At 43.6% G+C, this 18,706-nt stretch carries 16 protein-coding genes; 9 read left to right on the top strand and 7 right to left on the bottom strand.

Annotated features, from left to right (window positions below; translation table 11 throughout):
- Positions 1–231: 231 nt before the first annotated feature.
- The 5 genes from KP803_RS19855 to rarD form a co-directional block, all read right to left on the bottom strand.
- Entirely contained in the window at positions 232–852 is a 621-nt protein-coding gene (locus KP803_RS19855) for a LysE family translocator (protein WP_427916973.1), read from the bottom strand.
- A 146-nt stretch (positions 853–998) separates the two neighbouring features.
- Positions 999–1,793: an AraC family transcriptional regulator gene (locus KP803_RS19850; protein WP_248010586.1), complete on the bottom strand. Its 795-nt coding sequence runs from the start codon at positions 1,791–1,793 to the stop codon at positions 999–1,001.
- A gap of 219 nt (positions 1,794–2,012) precedes the next feature.
- Entirely contained in the window at positions 2,013–3,776 is a 1,764-nt protein-coding gene (locus KP803_RS19845) for a DUF1501 domain-containing protein (protein WP_248010585.1), read from the bottom strand.
- Positions 3,777–3,779: 3 nt separating this feature from the next.
- Positions 3,780–5,282: a DUF1800 family protein gene (locus KP803_RS19840; RefSeq protein ID WP_248010584.1), complete on the bottom strand. Its 1,503-nt coding sequence runs from the start codon at positions 5,280–5,282 to the stop codon at positions 3,780–3,782.
- Between the two features lie 274 nt (positions 5,283–5,556).
- The gene (gene rarD / locus KP803_RS19835) at positions 5,557–6,456 is read right to left on the bottom strand and encodes an EamA family transporter RarD (RefSeq protein WP_248010583.1); all 900 of its coding nucleotides are present in this window, start codon (positions 6,454–6,456) and stop codon (positions 5,557–5,559) included.
- A 168-nt stretch (positions 6,457–6,624) separates the two neighbouring features.
- Here rarD and recQ point away from each other — a divergent pair, with 168 nt between their 5' ends.
- From recQ to KP803_RS19820, 3 genes are all read left to right on the top strand, one after another.
- Positions 6,625–8,454, top strand: coding sequence for an ATP-dependent DNA helicase RecQ (gene recQ / locus KP803_RS19830; RefSeq protein WP_248010582.1), 1,830 nt, complete (start codon positions 6,625–6,627; stop codon positions 8,452–8,454).
- 41 nt (positions 8,455–8,495) lie between these two features.
- Entirely contained in the window at positions 8,496–8,816 is a 321-nt protein-coding gene (locus KP803_RS19825; protein WP_248010581.1) for a DUF3630 family protein, read from the top strand.
- Positions 8,817–9,014: 198 nt separating this feature from the next.
- Positions 9,015–9,686: a 7-cyano-7-deazaguanine/7-aminomethyl-7-deazaguanine transporter gene (locus tag KP803_RS19820; protein ID WP_248010580.1), complete on the top strand. Its 672-nt coding sequence runs from the start codon at positions 9,015–9,017 to the stop codon at positions 9,684–9,686.
- Between the two features lie 118 nt (positions 9,687–9,804).
- Here KP803_RS19820 and gppA read toward each other — a convergent pair whose 3' ends face one another.
- Positions 9,805–11,298: a guanosine-5'-triphosphate,3'-diphosphate diphosphatase gene (gene gppA, locus KP803_RS19815; protein ID WP_248010579.1), complete on the bottom strand. Its 1,494-nt coding sequence runs from the start codon at positions 11,296–11,298 to the stop codon at positions 9,805–9,807.
- 22 nt (positions 11,299–11,320) lie between these two features.
- The gene (gene rhlB / locus KP803_RS19810) at positions 11,321–12,619 is read right to left on the bottom strand and encodes an ATP-dependent RNA helicase RhlB (RefSeq protein ID WP_248010578.1); all 1,299 of its coding nucleotides are present in this window, start codon (positions 12,617–12,619) and stop codon (positions 11,321–11,323) included.
- A gap of 111 nt (positions 12,620–12,730) precedes the next feature.
- On the opposite strand from rhlB, the gene trxA reads away from it, so the two are divergent.
- The 6 genes from trxA (at position 12,731) to fre (ending at position 18,584) form a co-directional block, all read left to right on the top strand.
- Entirely contained in the window at positions 12,731–13,057 is a 327-nt protein-coding gene (gene trxA / locus KP803_RS19805; RefSeq protein WP_017036005.1) for a thioredoxin TrxA, read from the top strand.
- 197 nt (positions 13,058–13,254) lie between these two features.
- Positions 13,255–14,517, top strand: coding sequence for a transcription termination factor Rho (gene rho / locus KP803_RS19800; protein WP_248010648.1), 1,263 nt, complete (start codon positions 13,255–13,257; stop codon positions 14,515–14,517).
- Between the two features lie 104 nt (positions 14,518–14,621).
- The gene (locus tag KP803_RS19795; protein ID WP_248010577.1) at positions 14,622–15,617 is read left to right on the top strand and encodes a hypothetical protein; all 996 of its coding nucleotides are present in this window, start codon (positions 14,622–14,624) and stop codon (positions 15,615–15,617) included.
- A gap of 92 nt (positions 15,618–15,709) precedes the next feature.
- Positions 15,710–17,590, top strand: a complete 1,881-nt coding sequence (gene ubiD, locus KP803_RS19790; RefSeq protein ID WP_248010576.1) for a 4-hydroxy-3-polyprenylbenzoate decarboxylase — start codon at positions 15,710–15,712, stop codon at positions 17,588–17,590.
- Positions 17,587–17,856, top strand: a complete 270-nt coding sequence (locus tag KP803_RS19785) for a 2Fe-2S iron-sulfur cluster-binding protein (RefSeq protein ID WP_248010575.1) — start codon at positions 17,587–17,589, stop codon at positions 17,854–17,856. Before ubiD ends, KP803_RS19785 begins: the two co-directional genes overlap by 4 nt.
- Before the next feature lie 14 nt (positions 17,857–17,870).
- Complete coding sequence (fre, locus tag KP803_RS19780) at positions 17,871–18,584, top strand: NAD(P)H-flavin reductase (protein ID WP_248010574.1); 714 nt, start codon at positions 17,871–17,873, stop codon at positions 18,582–18,584.
- Positions 18,585–18,706: the final 122 nt, after the last annotated feature.

The raw sequence follows: 18,706 nt of genomic DNA, 5'->3' as shown, positions 1-18,706 counted from the left end.
ATCCTTCCGACAGGGTTAATATTACGCTTTCCCTGTTTATCCTCAACGCTACGATCAGCGATTTTCTCAATGACACATAGAGTGAGAAATATACAAGCTGATTAAAAACAATATCTTATGTTGTTTGTGGTGTTTATCTCTAGGGTAGAAAACGATATAAGCTCACTTGTTTGTGAGAGATCTCTTACAAGAGGCTGAGCAGATCGTCCAATAACTCGTGTGATTTTATATTCACAAAACAAGCATAGTTATTGAGCTGTAAATAATTGAAAAACCTAGTGTGACAAATATCACACCACACAGTGAATCGATATAAACAGCAAGGCTTTGTATTCGCTTTTGTAGTTTGCTAGTTGAAAGTAGCCAAGCCAGTAGTGAGAACCAAGCTAGAGACAGCCCCCAAAGAATGAGTAGTGCGCCTGACTTTCCAGACAATGACATCTCTGCAGGAACTAAGCTCGACATCAAGCTAATAAAAAAGACTAAAGCTTTTGGGTTGAGGATATTGGTTGTGAAACCTCGACTTAATGCTTGACGCTTATTGGCTAAGACAAAGGTCTCTTTTTCCTTGGGAGCTTCTTGGTTAGAAGAGGCGTTATTTGACGATCTGAAGCGCTGCCAAGATGCAGATAGGGCCCCAAAGCCTAGATAGAAAAGGTAGCTACCACCTGCAAGCTGAAGTACAGCAAAAAGCATCGGCTGCTGGTGAACCAAATAGCTGATACCTGTGAGGCTTAAAATAGAGTGAAGCAGGATCCCTAATGAAAGGCCGAGTGCGATGTATAGACCAGTCTGTCTTCCATAGCGTGTGGCATTTTGGACGACTAAGGCAAAGTCTGGTCCTGGGCTCATCAGAGCTATTAAATGGACGCTCGCTAGCGTCGCTAAGATTGTGACTTCATTCATAACGGTTCCAATAACTTGGTGGTTCTGTTTGGTTGTACTGATGAACGAAGCTTATCGCGGATTCATGCCGCGTAATTGTAAATTATTAACACTTAGCTAATTTTTGATGGGGAAATGCAGAAAGCAGCCTTAAATGCTTTAGAGAAGTGGGCTTGATCGTAGAACCCTACTTGGTGGGCAACTTCAGTTCCACACACGCCAGACTTAATTAATCGCATGCTTTGTTCCATGCGAAGACGGCTGAGCCAAGCGTAAGGAGTCATGCCCATCTTATTTTTAAAGTGGCGCTGAAACTGGTTGGTGCTGAGATCGCACAAATCTGATAGCTGTTCGAGTCGTACTGGTTGATCTAGGTTTGCCATTAAATACTCTTTGAGAGTCTGGACGGATTGATTACCTAGCTGAAGTTTGCTCTTCGATACATATTGCGCATAGCGGTCGACGATGGTTGAGAGGCCTTCAAAAGGTAGGCAGTCTTTAGCAAGCTGACTGACGTTTTGACTGACGAGCAATTCATGCAGGCGATGCAATTGTGAAAACGTCTTGTGATCAGAGAGGATTAACTCTGAAAAGCTTAAGGTGTGATTGATTGCTTTGGGAGCGGCAAGATCTTGAAACCATTGAGGGGAGACGGAGAACACATTCACTTGATAGCCAGATTTTAGATTAGAGTGTCCGTCATGAAGCTCATCGGGTGGCATGATCACGACTTGTCCAGCTCCAGCGTGATAGCTCGTGCCTTTATAGACAAACTTTTGCTGACCTTGAGTGATTAACCCTATGTGAAAGTCCAAATGATAGTGACGCTGAAACGCAAACTCTTGGTACTGAGCTTGGATCAGGCTGATGTCCTGGTTGGATGTTGAGTAGTAGTGGACTTTATCCATGGTGCAAAAATCTTGGCTAAATGGTCATTAATTGAGCCAACCTTATCTCTGTATTTGTAGATTGTCTTGTAAAAAATGATCACTGTAGATATTTTTTCGGGCCTTTTAAGCAGTAGATCCAACCCAAAAATCAAGTGAATAAAAAGCTTGATGAGCAGACTCACCAAGCTTAGATCGTATCTTTATTTATGAACGAAGTGTTGTGCGTCTAATGCTCATCTAGTATCCGAGCACTTTAAGTTCTTGGAAGTTATTCCAAAGTACTAACTTGTTATCACTACCGTTATTACCATTACAAGTCAGTCTAATGAAGTTGATGGCGGACTTACCAATAGCTTGTTCGACTAAACCGGTTGTTGTTCCGGGTGTCAGAACGTTTTCTACAAGTTCATAATTCACGCCGTCATTACTGACTTCAAGATCAAATAGGTACTGTCTAACGTCGCCTTTGGCTTGAGAGTACAGAAGCTTTGAAACCGTCGCGGTTTGAGCGAGCTCTATAACATATTGAATGCCCACCCCTTGAGCAGTCCATTTTGTTAGTGGATCACCGTCAATGGCCATCTGTGGAGTATGATCAACGCGAGTTTCGGTAGCACTAACGCTCATAATGGCGAGCTCTGCTTCTTGTCCTTGGTCTTTATAGTCACCGAGTACGCCTAAGTATCGGCTATCAAAGGCGTTGGTGTGGCTAGGATGAAGTGTAGGGAAGATAACGTCAACACCCTCTTCACTGAGCCCCATCCAACGACAGAGTGTTGCCCCAAGTTGTTCAGAGGATTGGCTCGGAATGAACTTGTTACCCCACGCGTCCTGTCCATCTTTAACAAAGTCTGGCATCTTGCCGTAGCTAACACCACCATTGACGGCTTTACCAACGACCAGCTGATTGCTTCCCCAGCCATGATCAGTGCCTTTTTTACTGTTGTTCTCAATAGTTCGGCCAAAATCAGACATGGTAAAAGTGACGACCTTTTCTTCTAACCCAAGCTCTACGAGTGAAGCGTGAAATGCGCTGACTGCAGCATCAATGGTGGCGAGAAGCCCATCATGACGGCCTCTTTGATTGCTGTGATTATCAAAACCACCGAGATTGACAAAGAAGACTTGTCGACTATGACCCAGATCGGATGACGCTTGCATCATCCGTCTTACCATTCTTAGTTGGGAGCCTAAAGAGCTGCTTGGAATGGTGGTATCTTCAGGATAAAGGTCGAGTTTAGTTTGCAGTTCCTCCTGAAAATCTAAGATGCCTTTCAAGCGGTTGTTGTACTCCTTCTTAAAATCAGACCCATAAGGAGCTTCTACGAGTCTAATAAAGTTATTATTTAAGGAGCTTGAGCCAGCAATGGCATCCATGGCTCTTATGCCATCAGAGGATACGGAAATGTCTTTAGAGCGCGCACCGGTGAGCAGCTCGTTTCCTGCAAATGAAAGAGAGTCAGAAACGATAGCCTGTTCACTGCTCAAGACATCCATCATTAACCCTGCCCAGCCATAAGAGTGGTAGCCACCTTCTCCCCAGCTTGATTGCCATGCAAACTGCTGTTTGTTATGGGCGCCAAGACTTGTAGGTTTTTTGACGTCTGGGTAGTTTGTTTTATTGGTTGGCTCTACTAATGTGCCAATATTGACGAGTGCCGCTGCATTACCTTGATTCAACATCTCAGCAATATTTGGCATGGCTGCGTTGATTGCAACGCTCTGGGCTGTTTCTGAATTTGGAATGGAAATACTCGCTTCTGAGGTGAGGCCAATATCAGGACGAGCGAGCGTATATTTATCATATTGAGAGGCATCCGTTGGAATGATCATATTAAAAGAGTCACTCCCGCCATGTAAAAACAAGCACACCATAGATTTATAATCGCCTTGTTCATTTGCAAAGGCTTTATTCATGGAGAGAGAGAGTGAAATCGGAACCAGTCCAGAGACAGCCGTACCTGAGGCACCTTTTAAAAAGCTTCTACGTGTAATCGACATAATTTACTCCTGTACCATGAAATCAGGTGAGACAAAGGCGATGAATAACATCTTATGAACGGCGTAGAATTTATTGTTATGGCCGTCGTAAACCTTTGCTAATAGGTTGAGTATTTCAGGGGAAGCGTTGCCATTGAGAACGAGCGTGTTAACCGCATTCAGTAGCGCATCAAAGTTGTTATTGTTGGCAAGGGTTTCAAGGTTACTTGGAGCAACATAAAGCTCTTGTCTGTTGCTGCTGTTTTCTCTATTTTGTCCAAAATCTTTTAACGTTCGATAAAAGACATTATTCATGTTGATTAGCTGTCCCCAATCTATGATTTCAAGTTCCGGAGCCGTGAGTTGCTGATCAGCAAGTGCACCTTGGGGTATGTGTGTCGGCTGGTAAAAGTTAAAAACAGAATTTGCACCCAAAGGATATTGATTAAATGATTCCTTATAGTTCATCGGATTGTAAACAATATCGCCGTTGCCACCTGGGTAGGCTTCCAATGCCCGGTACAGATAGGTCATCGCTAGAATGGGTTCGCGTACTTTTGCCATATTGACGCTATTTGTGAGTAATGTATCTGGGTCGGTGTAAATGGCTTTAATAACGGCTTGTAAGTCACCGTCTGTATTGGCGAATTCAGAGGCGACGCGATAGACGTAATCGCCACTTGGATTGGATGTGGTTAGACGCTTTATTAGCATGGTTGAGATAAAAGGCGCGATGTTTTGATGTTCAGTGATCTGTTTTAAGAACTGATCTAAATCTTGTTCAGCGGTTTGCCCCGGAGGATAGTACTGACCGAATACCCATTTTTCATCCATATCATGAAAAGAGTTATCTGCGACCATTGGCACTAATGTATTACCATTATCAAGATCCCACCCTGTAAAGATTCGGGCAATATTTTCAACATCGTAGTCTTCATATGTCTCTATGAGTGTGCCATCTGGGTGAGTGTCAGGAGACCCATCAAGATTGAGTTCGTATAAGCCAATAGTGAACAATTGCATGACTTCTCTGGCGTAGTTTTGATCTGGCGCTTGCCCCGTAACGCTCTGAGGTTTATTACCACTCATTGTCAGGAACTGTCCCATAGCAGGGGATAGCGTGACGGTGCGTAATAGTTGTTTGAAATTACCAAAAGCACCTTCAACTAAGGCATCGTAATAATTTGCTAATGCTTCAGCGTCGCCCGCGAGGTTGGCGTCCTTTTCACTGACCACAAATATTTGGCTTAATGCAAAAGCAACTCTCTGACGAAGTTGGGCGTTATCCCAAAGTGCGATATCAAACCAAGCGCCAACGCGGCACTCTTGATTAACGTTGCCATTATTCCTTATCGTTGCTTGATGTTGTGCTTGCGGTAAGTGACTCATATACGATTGATTGATTTGTTCGTCTATCCACAACGAACGATTATCGAGTAGTTTCAAATCATCGAGTTCAGATTGGCGAACACCCATGGTTGCCAGATCTAAAAATCGAGATGCTTGTTGGTGGGTCAAATTATCCATATTGTTCTCCCTAGCCAGAAATAGATGTCTAGGGTTCAGGATTGAATGATCTGCCTTTTCCTAGACAGACTAAGCTTGGTATGAAATAACAAATTAGCCATGTAATTAATGAATCGATCTCACTTTTGTGATTTTAAGTGCATTTATCTATGCAACTTAGTTCGCTTTCATTGGGTCTACTAGATTTGTTCTTTATCGTGGATATGGATATGGATATGGATATGGATATGGATATAAATTGGGCCTATTGAGTGTATAGGCCCATTTTTTAGATCTATTTTTTGGCTTTTTTGTTGTTGCGGTAAGCATCAAAAGTGAAAACAAGCAGAGCGCCCCAGATAAAGGCAAACGTCACGACTTTATCTTGAGTAAATGCTTCGCCGTAGATAAGTACAGCGAGTAGTAGCATTAAGCTTGGGCCAATGTATTGGAAAAAGCCTAACGTCGATAGCTTAAGCCTAGTTGCAGCACCATTAAAGCACAGTAGTGGTACCGTGGTAATCACACCCGCCATTAACAATAAAATGTTAAGGCTCATTTCATTGTTACTAAAGTTAGAGGTTGCCGAATCGGCGATAAAGAGTAAATAAATAGCAGCAATCGGCAGTAATACTAAGGTTTCCACAAATAACCCCGTTTGAGCGTCGACGCCTACTTTTTTACGCAGCAGCCCATACATACCAAAACTCATCGCGAGAGCAATTGCGATCACAGGGACTGAACCAAATGCGACCAATTGAACTATGACCGCACAGGCGGCTAGCGCAACGGCAAACCATTGTAGACTACGTAATCGTTCACCGAGAAATATCATTCCGAATAGCACATTAACCAAAGGGTTGATGTAGTAGCCCAAGCTCGCATCGAGCATGCGGTTTTCATTGACCGCCCAGATAAATATCAACCAATTCAATCCAATGACGATTGAGGTTGCGAAGAGATAGGTCATCTTCGATTTTGAAGTCATTACATCACGCACGGTTCTCCAACGTCGGCCAATATGCAGCAGTCCCGCTAGAAAGAAAAATGACCAAACGACGCGATGGCTAAGTATTTCTAATGCCGCAACACCATCCAGTGACTTAAAGTAAATTGGCGCAATGCCCCACATGGTGTAGGCACCAATAGCAAACAAAATCCCTTGTCGCGTTCTTTGTTGTTCTTCTATTGTCATGAATTGTCGCTTAATAATAGAGAGGGGAAATAAAAGATCCGCAGTATACGAGTCGCTCAAGGAATCGCCTAATGAAATTGCAGTTTAATTCCTCAGCGTTCCCCTCTACAATGTCGGGCCAAAAGCCAAACCTTCTCGGCTTGATTAGACCTATATTTGAGATATTGAATGACCTCCACCTTGCTTGCACAACAATCCGAAGCCTCTCCACAAAGCATCTTAGAAGATGTGTTTGGTTATCAGAGTTTCCGTGAAGGGCAGCAAGAAGTGATTGAAGCAGCACTAACGGGTAAAGATAGCGTTGTTATCATGCCAACGGGTGGCGGAAAGTCGTTGTGTTATCAGGTTCCTGCACTGCTTCATTCTGGTTTGACGTTAGTTATTTCTCCACTCATTTCTTTGATGAAAGACCAAGTCGATCAGCTCAAAGCGGATGGCGTTGCGGCAGAGTGCGTTAACTCAACCATGTCTCGAGAAGCGCTTATCAGCGTTTATAACCGCATGCACAGTGGTGATCTCAAGCTTGTGTACATCTCTCCTGAGCGAGTGTTAATGCAAGATTTCATTGAGCGTTTGCAAAACGTAAACTTATCAATGATTGCTGTGGATGAAGCGCACTGTATTTCTCAGTGGGGACACGACTTTAGGCCGGAATATGCCGCAATAGGACAGCTCAAGACCTATTTTCCGCATGTTCCGTTTATGGCATTAACCGCGACCGCTGATGATGCAACGCGTGGGGATATTATTGCTCGGCTTAACCTTATTGAGCCGCATGACTATTTAGGCAGCTTCGATAGGCCGAATATCCATTACAACCTAGTCGAAAAGCACAAGCCTGTCTCTCAAGTGATCCGTTACGTACAAACCAACAAAGGTCAGTGCGGAATTATTTACTGTGGTAGCCGTAAGAAAGTCGAAATGGTGACTGAGAAGCTATGCAATAACCATATTCGAGCGGCGGGTTATCACGCCGGAATGGACGTTGATGAGCGCGCGTATGTGCAAGAAGCTTTTCAGCGTGATGACATTCAAATCGTGGTTGCGACTGTTGCATTTGGCATGGGTATTAATAAACCGAACGTCCGCTTTGTGGTGCATTTTGATATTCCCCGTAATATTGAATCGTACTACCAAGAAACGGGCAGAGCAGGGCGAGATGGTTTACCTGCTGAAGCGATGATGCTTTATGACCCTGCTGATATTGGTTGGCTTCGTCGTATTTTGGATGAAAAAGATGATGGTCCGCAAAAGCAGGTGGAAACCCATAAGTTAAATGCGATGGTTGCTTTTGCAGAAGCACAAACGTGTCGACGTCAGGTATTGCTGAACTATTTTGGTGAGTATCGAGAGAAACCTTGTGGTAACTGTGATGTGTGCGTCGATCCCCCTAAGCACTTCGATGCTACGAAAGAAGCACAAAAAGCGCTGTCCTGTGTTTACCGTGTGAATCAAGGCTTTGGTATTGGTTATGTCGTGGAAGTACTACGTGGCATGCAAAATATCCGCGTGAGAGAGAATGGGCACGACAAGCTTTCCACTTATGGCATTGGGCGTGATCACAGTCATGACTATTGGGTGAGTGTGTTTCGTCAGCTGATCCATAAAGGTTTGCTGTCGCAAAATATTACGCGCAATTCGACTTTACAGCTCACCGAAGAAGCGCGGCCTGTATTACGCGGTGAAATGGAACTGGAACTCGCGGTTCCTCGTTTAGATACCGCGGCAAGAAGTGCTAAGTCAGATAAGCTATCGAGCAAAAACTACGATAAGAAGTTGTTTGCTAAATTACGCAAACTTCGCAAGAGCATTGCCGATGAAGATAGCTTGCCACCTTATGTTGTCTTTAGTGACGCAACGCTAATAGACATGGCTGAAATTTTACCAACCTCATACGGTGAAATGCTTGCTGTAAACGGGGTAGGACAGCGTAAGCTCGACAAGTACGCTGATGCCTTTTTGGATCTCATCCAAGAGCACATTACGACTCACGGTTAATGGCTAAGTGATACCATTAAGATGTAACTGAAGGAAGAATCATGGACGATAGAACAATAGATTTTGGTTTACATAGCTACTTAGCAGAGCAAGGTCGAATTTTAATTTCAGCACCCAACGTTGATTTTGATAGCTTTCCCGAAGTAGGAGAACGACTGGTTTCTCTATTGTCTGCAACGGTTATTGAGAAACAGTGCGACGCTGATATTCATTCTTGGTTGATTGATTTTGAAGATTGTCAGTTGTTTCTAAAAGCAGAGCACTACAGCGAATCACTTTGGTTAGAGGCTCTTGCACCAAACGAAGCCAAAGAAGAACTTGAGTACCTTAGCCAGCTTTTCGATAAAGGGTTTTCAAGTTAAACGTTTGCGCGTTATTTAACCACTTGCAGCGAGTGTTGGTTACTGTATAATCGCCCGCCGCTAGGCCTCTCACATGCGCTATATTGCATGTCAGAGCGTCAGTAAACTTAATTAATTACATTGTTGGTATGGATTCTCCCTGATGGGTGGATTCAATTAGGGTTCCCTCGCCCCCTAACGAAACTAAAAAGGTCACGCATGAATCACTTTACTTCTGCGCAGCAGCGCAACGCCCTCTTTTTTTTGGTCTTATTCCATCTGATCATTATCGCATCGAGTAACTATCTGGTGCAGTTACCCTTTACTGTATTCGGTATGCACACGACTTGGGGCGCTTTTACTTTTCCCTTTATCTTCTTAGCAACCGACCTCACCGTTCGAGTATTTGGTGCTCAGCTAGCACGTAGAATCATCTTCTTAGTCATGCTGCCTGCGCTCGTTGTGTCGTATCTGCTGTCGGTCATTTTCTTTGAAGGGCAATTCCAAGGTTTTGGTCAGCTTTCAGAGTTTAACCTGTTTGTGGCACGTATCGCCGCAGCTAGCTTTATGGCGTATTTGCTAGGACAAATCTTAGATGTACACGTGTTTAACCGTTTAAGACAGCTTAAGCAGTGGTGGATTGCACCGACCTGTTCAACGTTGTTTGGTAATGCTTTAGATACGTTAGCCTTCTTTGCTATCGCCTTCTATCAAAGCCCTGATGCATTCATGGCAGAACACTGGGTTGAGATTGCGCTGGTGGATTACGGATTCAAGCTGATCATTAGCTTAGGTCTGTTTGTTCCTATGTATGGTGTGCTACTGAACTACTTGATTAAAAAGCTGACCTCGGTAAACCCTGACTTTAAAGCGGTTGGTAGTACTCAATAGTAACCGCTGCTTAATTTAGGTAACACTAGAGCTAGGAAAACAAAAAAGCCCAAGTTTGATAACTTGGGCTTTTTGTTTCTATTAATGCTTTTGGACTACTACCTTCTAGCGTTAGTGATTAACGTTCACTGATGGTTAATGGCCAACCCGCATCACTTTGTCGGCTTGCTTCGATTTCGAGTTCCGCAGCGGTTAATGGGTTTCTTGATAACCATTGATGGCATACGGAGATATCGAGTGCGTTGTCTTCAGCCTTTATGTGTATTTCTGGTTGCTTTTCACTGTCGCGTCGGTGCGTTAAGAGTACCGATAAACGCAATAGGCGCAAAATTCGTTGTCCACTGGTAGCGCTGACTGCGTGTTGTTCTGGCATTGCGGAAAATTGCTCGCGATAACGACGAGTGATTTCTGCAAGGCAATGTTTTTGAGCGCGTGTGTAACCTGGCAAATCAAGCTGTTCAAGAAGGTAGGCGTTATGCTTACCCGCTTGTTTAAAGTCGATGGTTAAGCCAACTTCATGTAATTGGCAGGCGGTATTTAACAGGGGTTGTCCTTGTGGTTCTGGGATCCACTGTTCTCCACCACATTGTATTAGGAGTTTATTGGCTGTATCAGCCACTTGTTGAGCATAGAGGCTATCCATTTGATAGCGCTTTTGAATACTATCGATAGTACGAGCTCGAATGTCACTTTGTCTCAGTTCCGGAACCATTTCATAGGCCATCCCTTCACGCAGTGCTCCACCAGCCAGCGTCAGGGAGTCAATTTCTAATAGCTCAAAAATAGCGATCAATATAGAGAGGCCGCTTGGGAATACTAATGCTCGCTCTAGCGTTAAGCCTTCAATTTCTAGCTCTTCTAGTTGATCGGTCAGCATCGCCTGTTTTTGAAGCCGCTTTAACTTAGCAAGTGTGATGACTTCATCCATGCCTTGAGCAAGCATGATCTCTTGCAAAGCTTGAACTGTGCCACTTGCGCCAACACAGACATCCCAACCTATTTGAGTGTACTGATCTAATATTGGGGCAATAGTTTCTTTGGCTGCATTAATGGCTGAGTCAAAGTTATGCTGAGTTAACTGACGATCTTGGAAGTGCTTTTCTAACCATGTGACGCACCCCATTTTTAAGCTGGTGAGTGCTTTAGCTTCAAAACCTTTACCGATAATAAGTTCGGTACTTGCACCACCAATATCAACAACTAAACGACGACCTATACCACCAGAGGTGTGTGCGACACCTTGATAAATCATCGCCGCTTCTTGCTCACCGGAGATAACCTTGATGTCGTACCCCAGTATTTGGTTGGCTTTTTTAAGGAAAATATCCACATTGGTTGCGGTACGCAGTGTTGCGGTGCCAACAATACGAATATTGTCCTTTGGAATATCTTGTAGTCGCTCTGCAAAAAGACTTAAACAATCCCAACCACGCTGCATAGCTTCCTGACTTAGCGCATTGTGTTCATCTAGACCTGAAGCTAAACGAACCTTGCGCTTTATCTTGGCCATTGTTTGCACGCTGCCACTGATGTGACGCACAACGAGCATATGAAAACTGTTCGACCCAAGGTCGATGGCAGCGTAAAACGCGGGTGAGACTGATTGATTCATAGACGACTAAAGATTCCTTTTCTTATTGCTGACGTGGTTGACGCGGTCGACGATTATGAGGACGGCGATTACCAGAACGTGGTCCACCTGAATTAGAACGACGCTGTTGAGGGCTGCGTGTACGCATACGAATAGGCGCTGGCAGATCTTCAATCAATGAAGAAGCATCGTAATCTGAGACAGGGATTGAGTGCTCAATGTATTCTTCGATTGGTGGAAGGTTAATGGCGTAATCTTCACAAGCGAAGCTGATTGAGTGACCACTTTCTCCGGCGCGACCAGTACGGCCGATACGGTGAACGTAATCTTCACAGTCGTCAGGTAAGTCGTAGTTGAATACGTGTGTTACTTGAGGGATATGCAGTCCACGAGCAGCAACATCCGTTGCAACTAGAATATCGACTTCACCTTTGGTGAATTGCTCAAGGATTTTCTCGCGTTTCTTCTGAGGAACGTCACCCGTTAGTAGGCCTACACGGTGTCCATCAGCAGCAAGGTGGCCCCATACTGAATCACACTTATATTTGGTATTAGCAAATACGATTGCGCGATCTGGCCACTCTTCTTCAATCAATGTTTGAAGTAGTGACATTTTGTGTTCGTTAGAAGGGTAGAAAAGCTCTTCTTGAATGCGATGGCCAGTTTTACGTTCCGGTTCAACCACAACATGCTCTGGATTGTGCATGTGTTCGAAAGCCAATTCCTGAACGCGGTATGAAAGCGTTGCTGAAAATAGCATATTCAATCGTTCGTTAGGCGCAGGCATGCGTCTGAACAAGAAACGAATGTCTTTAATAAAGCCAAGATCGAACATGCGATCAGCTTCATCAAGTACAACGGCTTGAATGTGGTTAAGGTTAAATACCTTCTGCTTATAGAAGTCGATAATACGACCTGTGGTGCCGATAAGGATATCAACGCCAGCTTCTAGCTTAGATACTTGCTTATCGTAGCTTTCGCCACCGTAAGCCAAACCTGCTTTAAGACCCGTACTTTCAACTAGAGAGGCAGCATCGTTATAGATCTGGATCGCTAGTTCACGGGTTGGGGCCATAATGATCGCTCTAGGCTGGTTAGCCTTGCGACCTTCATGTTCAGGTGTCGTAAGTAGATGGTTAAAAGTAGCAGTGAGAAACGCTAAGGTTTTACCAGTGCCCGTTTGGGCCTGGCCTGCGATGTCTTGGCCGGTGAGCAGTACCGGCAACGCCAAGGCTTGAATAGGGGTACAAAATTCGTATCCATTTTTATTCAATCCTTCAATGACTTGGGTGTTTAAACCGAAGTCGGCGAACTTTTGCTCTGTGATATGCGTCTTTTTCATCACTATAGAATATCAGCTTAAGCTTGCAATACGAAAGTAAATACATTCCAATAGGGCATCTATTTACTGGTTATCGTATAATCAGTTGAGAAAAATACATTGGAGTGGAAGATGAGTGACAAGATTTTGCAGCTAACAGATGATGGTTTTGATAACGACGTAATCAATGCTGCAGGCCCGGTTCTTGTGGATTTTTGGGCAGAATGGTGTGGTCCTTGTAAGATGATTGCCCCAATTCTTGATGAAATCGCAACAGAATACGAAGGCAAGCTCACTATCGGTAAATTAAATATCGACCAAAATGCGGGTATTCCGCCAAAGTTTGGTATTCGTGGAATCCCAACGTTGCTTTTATTCAAAGATGGCGCAGTCGCAGCAACTAAGGTTGGCGCACTGTCAAAAACTCAACTGAAAGAGTTTTTAGACGCTAACTTATAAAGCATTATTAAAAAAGACCGCGCAGAATGAAAAAATGCGCGGTTTTGTTTTTGATCAGCAACAAAATCTAGACTACGCTACTATTTAGTGATAATTTATTGCACGTAAATTATACAAGTGTTCACTTCTTGGTCGTTCCTGAGACCAAATCCATCTTAACTTAAAAAACAGATCCTATTTTGACTAAACAAACCACAATGAATCTAACAGAACTGAAGAACAGACCCGTGTCTGAGCTTGTAAAACTTAGCGAAACTCTTGGCTTAGAAAACCTTGCTCGCTTAAGAAAACAAGACATTATCTTCTCCATCCTAAAAGCACACGCGAAAAGCGGTGAAGACATCTTTGGCGATGGGGTTCTAGAAATACTTCAAGACGGTTTTGGATTTCTACGCAGCGCCGATTGTTCATATCTAGCTGGTCCCGATGATATTTACGTATCACCAAGCCAGATTCGTCGTTTCAACTTGCGTACTGGTGATTCAATTGCCGGAAAGATTCGCCCACCTAAAGATGGTGAACGCTACTTCGCACTGCTGAAAGTAAGCACTGTTAACCACGATCGCCCTGATAATGCCCGTAATAAAATCCTGTTTGAAAACCTTACACCACTTCACGCGAACGAGCGTATGGTGATGGAAGCGGGTAATGGCGCGACGGAAGATATTACAGCTCGCATCTTAGATCTTGCTTCGCCAATAGGTAAAGGTCAGCGTGGTCTTATTGTTGCTCCGCCAAAAGCGGGTAAAACAATGTTGCTACAGAACATTGCGCAAAGCGTTGCTCGTAACCACCCTGAATGTGAGTTGATGGTACTGCTTATTGATGAGCGTCCTGAAGAAGTAACTGAAATGCAGCGCTTAGTTAAAGGTGAAGTTATTGCTTCAACGTTTGATGAGCCAGCGTCTCGTCACGTACAAGTCGCAGAGATGGTTATCGAAAAAGCAAAGCGTCTTGTTGAACACAAGAAAGACGTGGTTATCTTGCTTGACTCTATTACTCGTCTAGCGCGTGCATACAACACAGTGGTTCCATCATCAGGTAAAGTTCTTACTGGTGGTGTTGATGCCAATGCTCTACATCGTCCAAAACGTTTCTTCGGTGCTGCACGTAACGTAGAAGAGGGTGGTAGTTTGACGATTATCGCTACTGCGCTTGTTGATACGGGCTCTAAGATGGATGAAGTTATCTATGAAGAGTTTAAAGGTACAGGTAACATGGAACTGCACCTTAACCGTAAGATTGCAGAAAAGCGTGTATTCCCAGCGATTGATTTCAACCGCTCAGGCACACGTCGTGAAGAGTTATTGACGAAAAAAGATGAGCTACAGAAAATGTGGATTCTGCGTAAGATTGTTCACCCAATGAGTGAGATCGATGCAATGGAATTCCTAATCGACAAGCTAGCAATGACCAAAACAAATAATGAATTCTTTGATGCAATGCGCCGTCAAAAATAATTCGACTTGTTATTAAAAAACGCCACCGATAGTTCGGTGGCGTTTTTGTTTGCATTCTCTTTGTAAAGTGACACAATGGCTACGAATGTTACAAGGAGGTTAATATGCGACAAGGACTGTTGTTATCTGTTCTCCTATTGTCATCCCTGCTATTCGTTCCGTTTGCTGCTTATGCGACGTTAATGGAACCTATCACCGTAAAGCAGTGGCTAAAGGACGAACATGTTCACCGTAAGGTGACAGAATTAATGCACTATGTTGATGACGATGAGTTGGATTCATTAAAATTCGCATTAGAGCGTTTGGCTCTACCTCAGCAAGAGGTAGCTCGGTTTGTACTACTGTCGACAATAGAAAATCAACATCGAGCGATAAGCCCTAAAATGGCAATGTTTTTAGAGCGTCAGATCGCGTACAGCCCGACTTATAAAGTGTTGGAACGAGGTGAGGGCTATGAGTTTACAGTCCCTGCCTTTAATTACCCCGCTACAGCAAGTCGTTTACTGAAACAGTGGCAGCAAGATCAAACGACCTTAGATTTTATTTTATCGGCGGAACGTAAAGAGCTTAAATTACAGCAATGGTTATCCGGCAGTGATTACCTGATGCAAACTCGTGAATCACTACTGATTCGAGAACTTGAGAGCCTATCACCTGAAGCGGTTTTCGCACTAACCGAACAACTTACCTCCCAAACTATTACCAGCTGGCTTCCTTCTTCAAAAGTGATGGTTCAATTAGCTAAAGTCAGTAAAAGTGAAGATGTTTATCATTTGTTGTGGAGAATGAAATCTGATTTTTATACGGAGTCGGAGCTTGAACGATTGGCAGCAGAGTCGGATGCTTTTTCAATTTCCCAAGTGATGTCCGCCACAGCGAACCCTGTGTTAAAACAGCAAGCTTTTACAGCCTTGGTAAAAACCAAGCCGATGAATGAGGATGTAAAACTGTTTTTATTATCGAAAATGCAATTGACAGAAGATGCATCTTTGGTGGCTTATGAGCTGGAGCGACAAGGCTACAGAGGATGGCTCGAAGAGTTAGTAAATAGCAAACAGAAGCTCAATACCGAAGCAATTTTACAAGTCTTATCACATTAATGGATAACGATATTCATGAATGAGGGAAAGGCGGATCGAACGATCCGTTTTTTGATATACTGCTAACAGTTTAATCACTAGATAGAAGTTCTATGAGTTTTCAGGATTTACGCGACTTTATTGGGCACCTTGAAAGTAAAGGGCTATTAAAGCGTATTACCCACCCCGTCGACCCTCATTATGAGATGACTGAAATTAGCGACCGCACACTTCGAGCGGGCGGTCCTGCACTGTTGTTTGAAAATCCAGTTGGCTACGATATGCCAGTCTTGACCAATTTGTTTGGTACGCCTGAGCGGGTTGCAATAGGGATGGGAAGGTCGGACGTTAAAGAACTAAGAGAAGTTGGCAAGCTGCTTGCTTATTTAAAAGAGCCAGAACCGCCAAAAGGCTTTAAAGACGCTATCGATAAAATCCCGGTATTTAAACAAGTTCTGAATATGCCAGTGAAGCGTTTACGTAAAGCGCCTTGCCAAGAGGTTGTTTGGCAAGGTGATGGTGTTGACCTTGATAAAATTCCAGTCATGAGTTGTTGGCAAGATGATGTTGCCCCTTTGCTGACTTGGGGTTTAACCGTGACAAAAGGCCCGAACAAGAAACGCCAGAACCTTGGGATATATCGCCAACAAAAGCTAGGCAAGAATAAAATTATCATGCGTTGGCTTGCTCACCGTGGCGGTGCTCTAGACTTACGAGACTGGATGGAAACCAATCCAGGTCAGCCTTTTCCTGTATCGGTTGCTTTTGGTGCAGATCCAGCCACCATTTTAGGTGCTGTGACGCCTGTTCCTGACACGTTATCGGAATATGCTTTTGCAGGCTTACTGCGTGGTAGTAAAACCGCAGTAGTTAAGTCAATCAGCAATGAATTAGAAGTTCCTGCAAGCGCAGAAATTGTGATGGAAGGCTATATCGATCCTAATGAGTTTGCCGATGAAGGTCCATATGGGGATCATACTGGCTACTATAATGAGAAAGAGAAGCATCATGTCTTCACGATTACTCATATCACTATGCGAAAAGACCCTATCTATCACAGTACCTATACGGGAAGGCCACCGGACGAACCTGCAGTATTAGGCGTAGCTCTCAATGAAGTCTTTGTGCCAATTTTACAAAAGCAATTTCCGGAGATAGAAGATTTTTATCTTCCGCCGGAAGGCTGTTCGTATCGTATGGCTGTAGTAACAATGAAAAAGCAATACCCGGGCCACGCTAAGCGTGTGATGATGGGAGTATGGTCATTTTTACGCCAATTTATGTATACTAAGTTTGTTATTGTGTGTGATGAAGAGGTCAACGCAAGAGATTGGCAGCAAGTGAGTGATGCGATGACGGCGAATATGGCGCCATCCTACGATACAACCTTTATCGAAAGCACTCCAATTGACTCACTTGACTTTGCTTCTCCAGTTGTCGGTCTAGGTTCGAAAATGGGGCTAGATGCAACGAAGAAGTGGTCGGCTGAAATCGAGCTATCAAACAGTGTTTATCCGACAGATGAATTTATATCTCTGACGCAGAGTGAAATAGATGAGCTTGTGGCTCAATTGAAAAAAGAGCATCCGGAGATCATTGATATTTACCTGCCTCAAGGTACTCGTCCAAATGGTATGGCGATCATTTCTATTGATAAAAATAGAGCAGGGCAAGCGTTGGAGTTGATTGAGCAAGCGATCGCAACGCTAAATCAGAAAATGCAGATAAACTTTTTGATTGTGTGTGACGATGATGTGAAGGTGACTGATTGGAATGATGTGATTTGGGCGGTAACCACGCGTATGGACCCATCGCGAGATTCAATGTCGGTAGTTCAATTACGATCAGGTGGGCTGAAACAATCTATTATAGGATTAGACGCGACCAATAAGTGCCAGCAAGAAGTTCGTCGAGAATGGGGTATACCTATTAAGAAAGATCCTAGGCTTGTCGAAAAAATAGATCAAATTTGGGATGAATTAGCCATCTTATGAGCTATACCATCACCATACTGCCAAATGACACGACATTTGAAGTAGAAGAAAAACAGACTATTTTGGAAGCAGCGCTCAACGCTAATATTAATCTTCCAAATCGTTGCCAAGTAGGTGCATGTGCCATGTGTATGTGCAAAAAAATAACAGGCGAAGTAAGTTATCACCTTGAACCCATGCTCACAGAGAATGAGCAGCATCAAGGTTGGATATTTCCTTGCCAAGCCTTTGCGGAAAGTAATTTAGTACTTACTTATTCAGAGTAAGTAAGAGGAAAATCATGACCATTAAATGTAAAGTAAAGTCCATCAAACCCTTAGCGTGTAATACTTATCAGATTTTATTGCACCCTGAATCACCAGTGTCCTTCATAGCTGGTCAGTATCTGATGGTTGTAATGGGAGAAAGTGATAAGCGTCCTTTCTCTATTGCAAGTAGTCCTTGTCGCCATGAAGGTGAACTTGAGCTTCATATTGGCGCTGCTGAGCATAATGCTTACGCCATTGAAGTTGTAGAGCTTATGACGAAAGCGCATGAGAGCGGAGAGTCCATTAATATAGATGCGCCACATGGCAATGCCTATATTCAAGAGCAAAGTGAGCGCCCTCTTTTACTTATTGCTGGTGGCACTGGCTTTAGCTACGTTCGTTCGATTCTCGATCATTGCGTTAGTATTAATAAAAGCTCTCCAATCTATTTATATTGGGGAGCAAAGAGCAGTGACCAGCTTTATGCTAAGGATGAAATTGAGCAGATTGCTAACGATAATGGTAATGTTCACTTTATTCCGGTTGTAGAAGAGACCGAAAATGGCTGGGCTGGAAAAGTAGGTAATGTTCTTCAAGCCATTAATACAGACTTTGAGTCACTTGCCGAATACGATATTTATATTGCAGGACGCTTTGAAATGGCAGGAGCGGCAAGAGAACAGTTTACTCAGAATAAAGAAGCCAAGAGCGACCATATGTACGCTGATGCCTACGCATTTATATAAATAGTTGTGAGTTTGTTAGTAAAAAGGGAGCGTTTAGCTCTCTTTTTTGATGGTTTGGTGCATAAATGAGCGAACAAGACGGTTTTCTAAATTAATAGCGAAAAACACTTGCGTCTAAGTCA

It is taken from the genome of Vibrio amylolyticus (assembly GCF_023145695.1).
Taxonomy (GTDB): domain Bacteria; phylum Pseudomonadota; class Gammaproteobacteria; order Enterobacterales; family Vibrionaceae; genus Vibrio; species Vibrio amylolyticus.
Note: the sequence above shows the minus strand (reverse complement) of the source record. Positions and strands in the feature narration are given on the sequence as shown.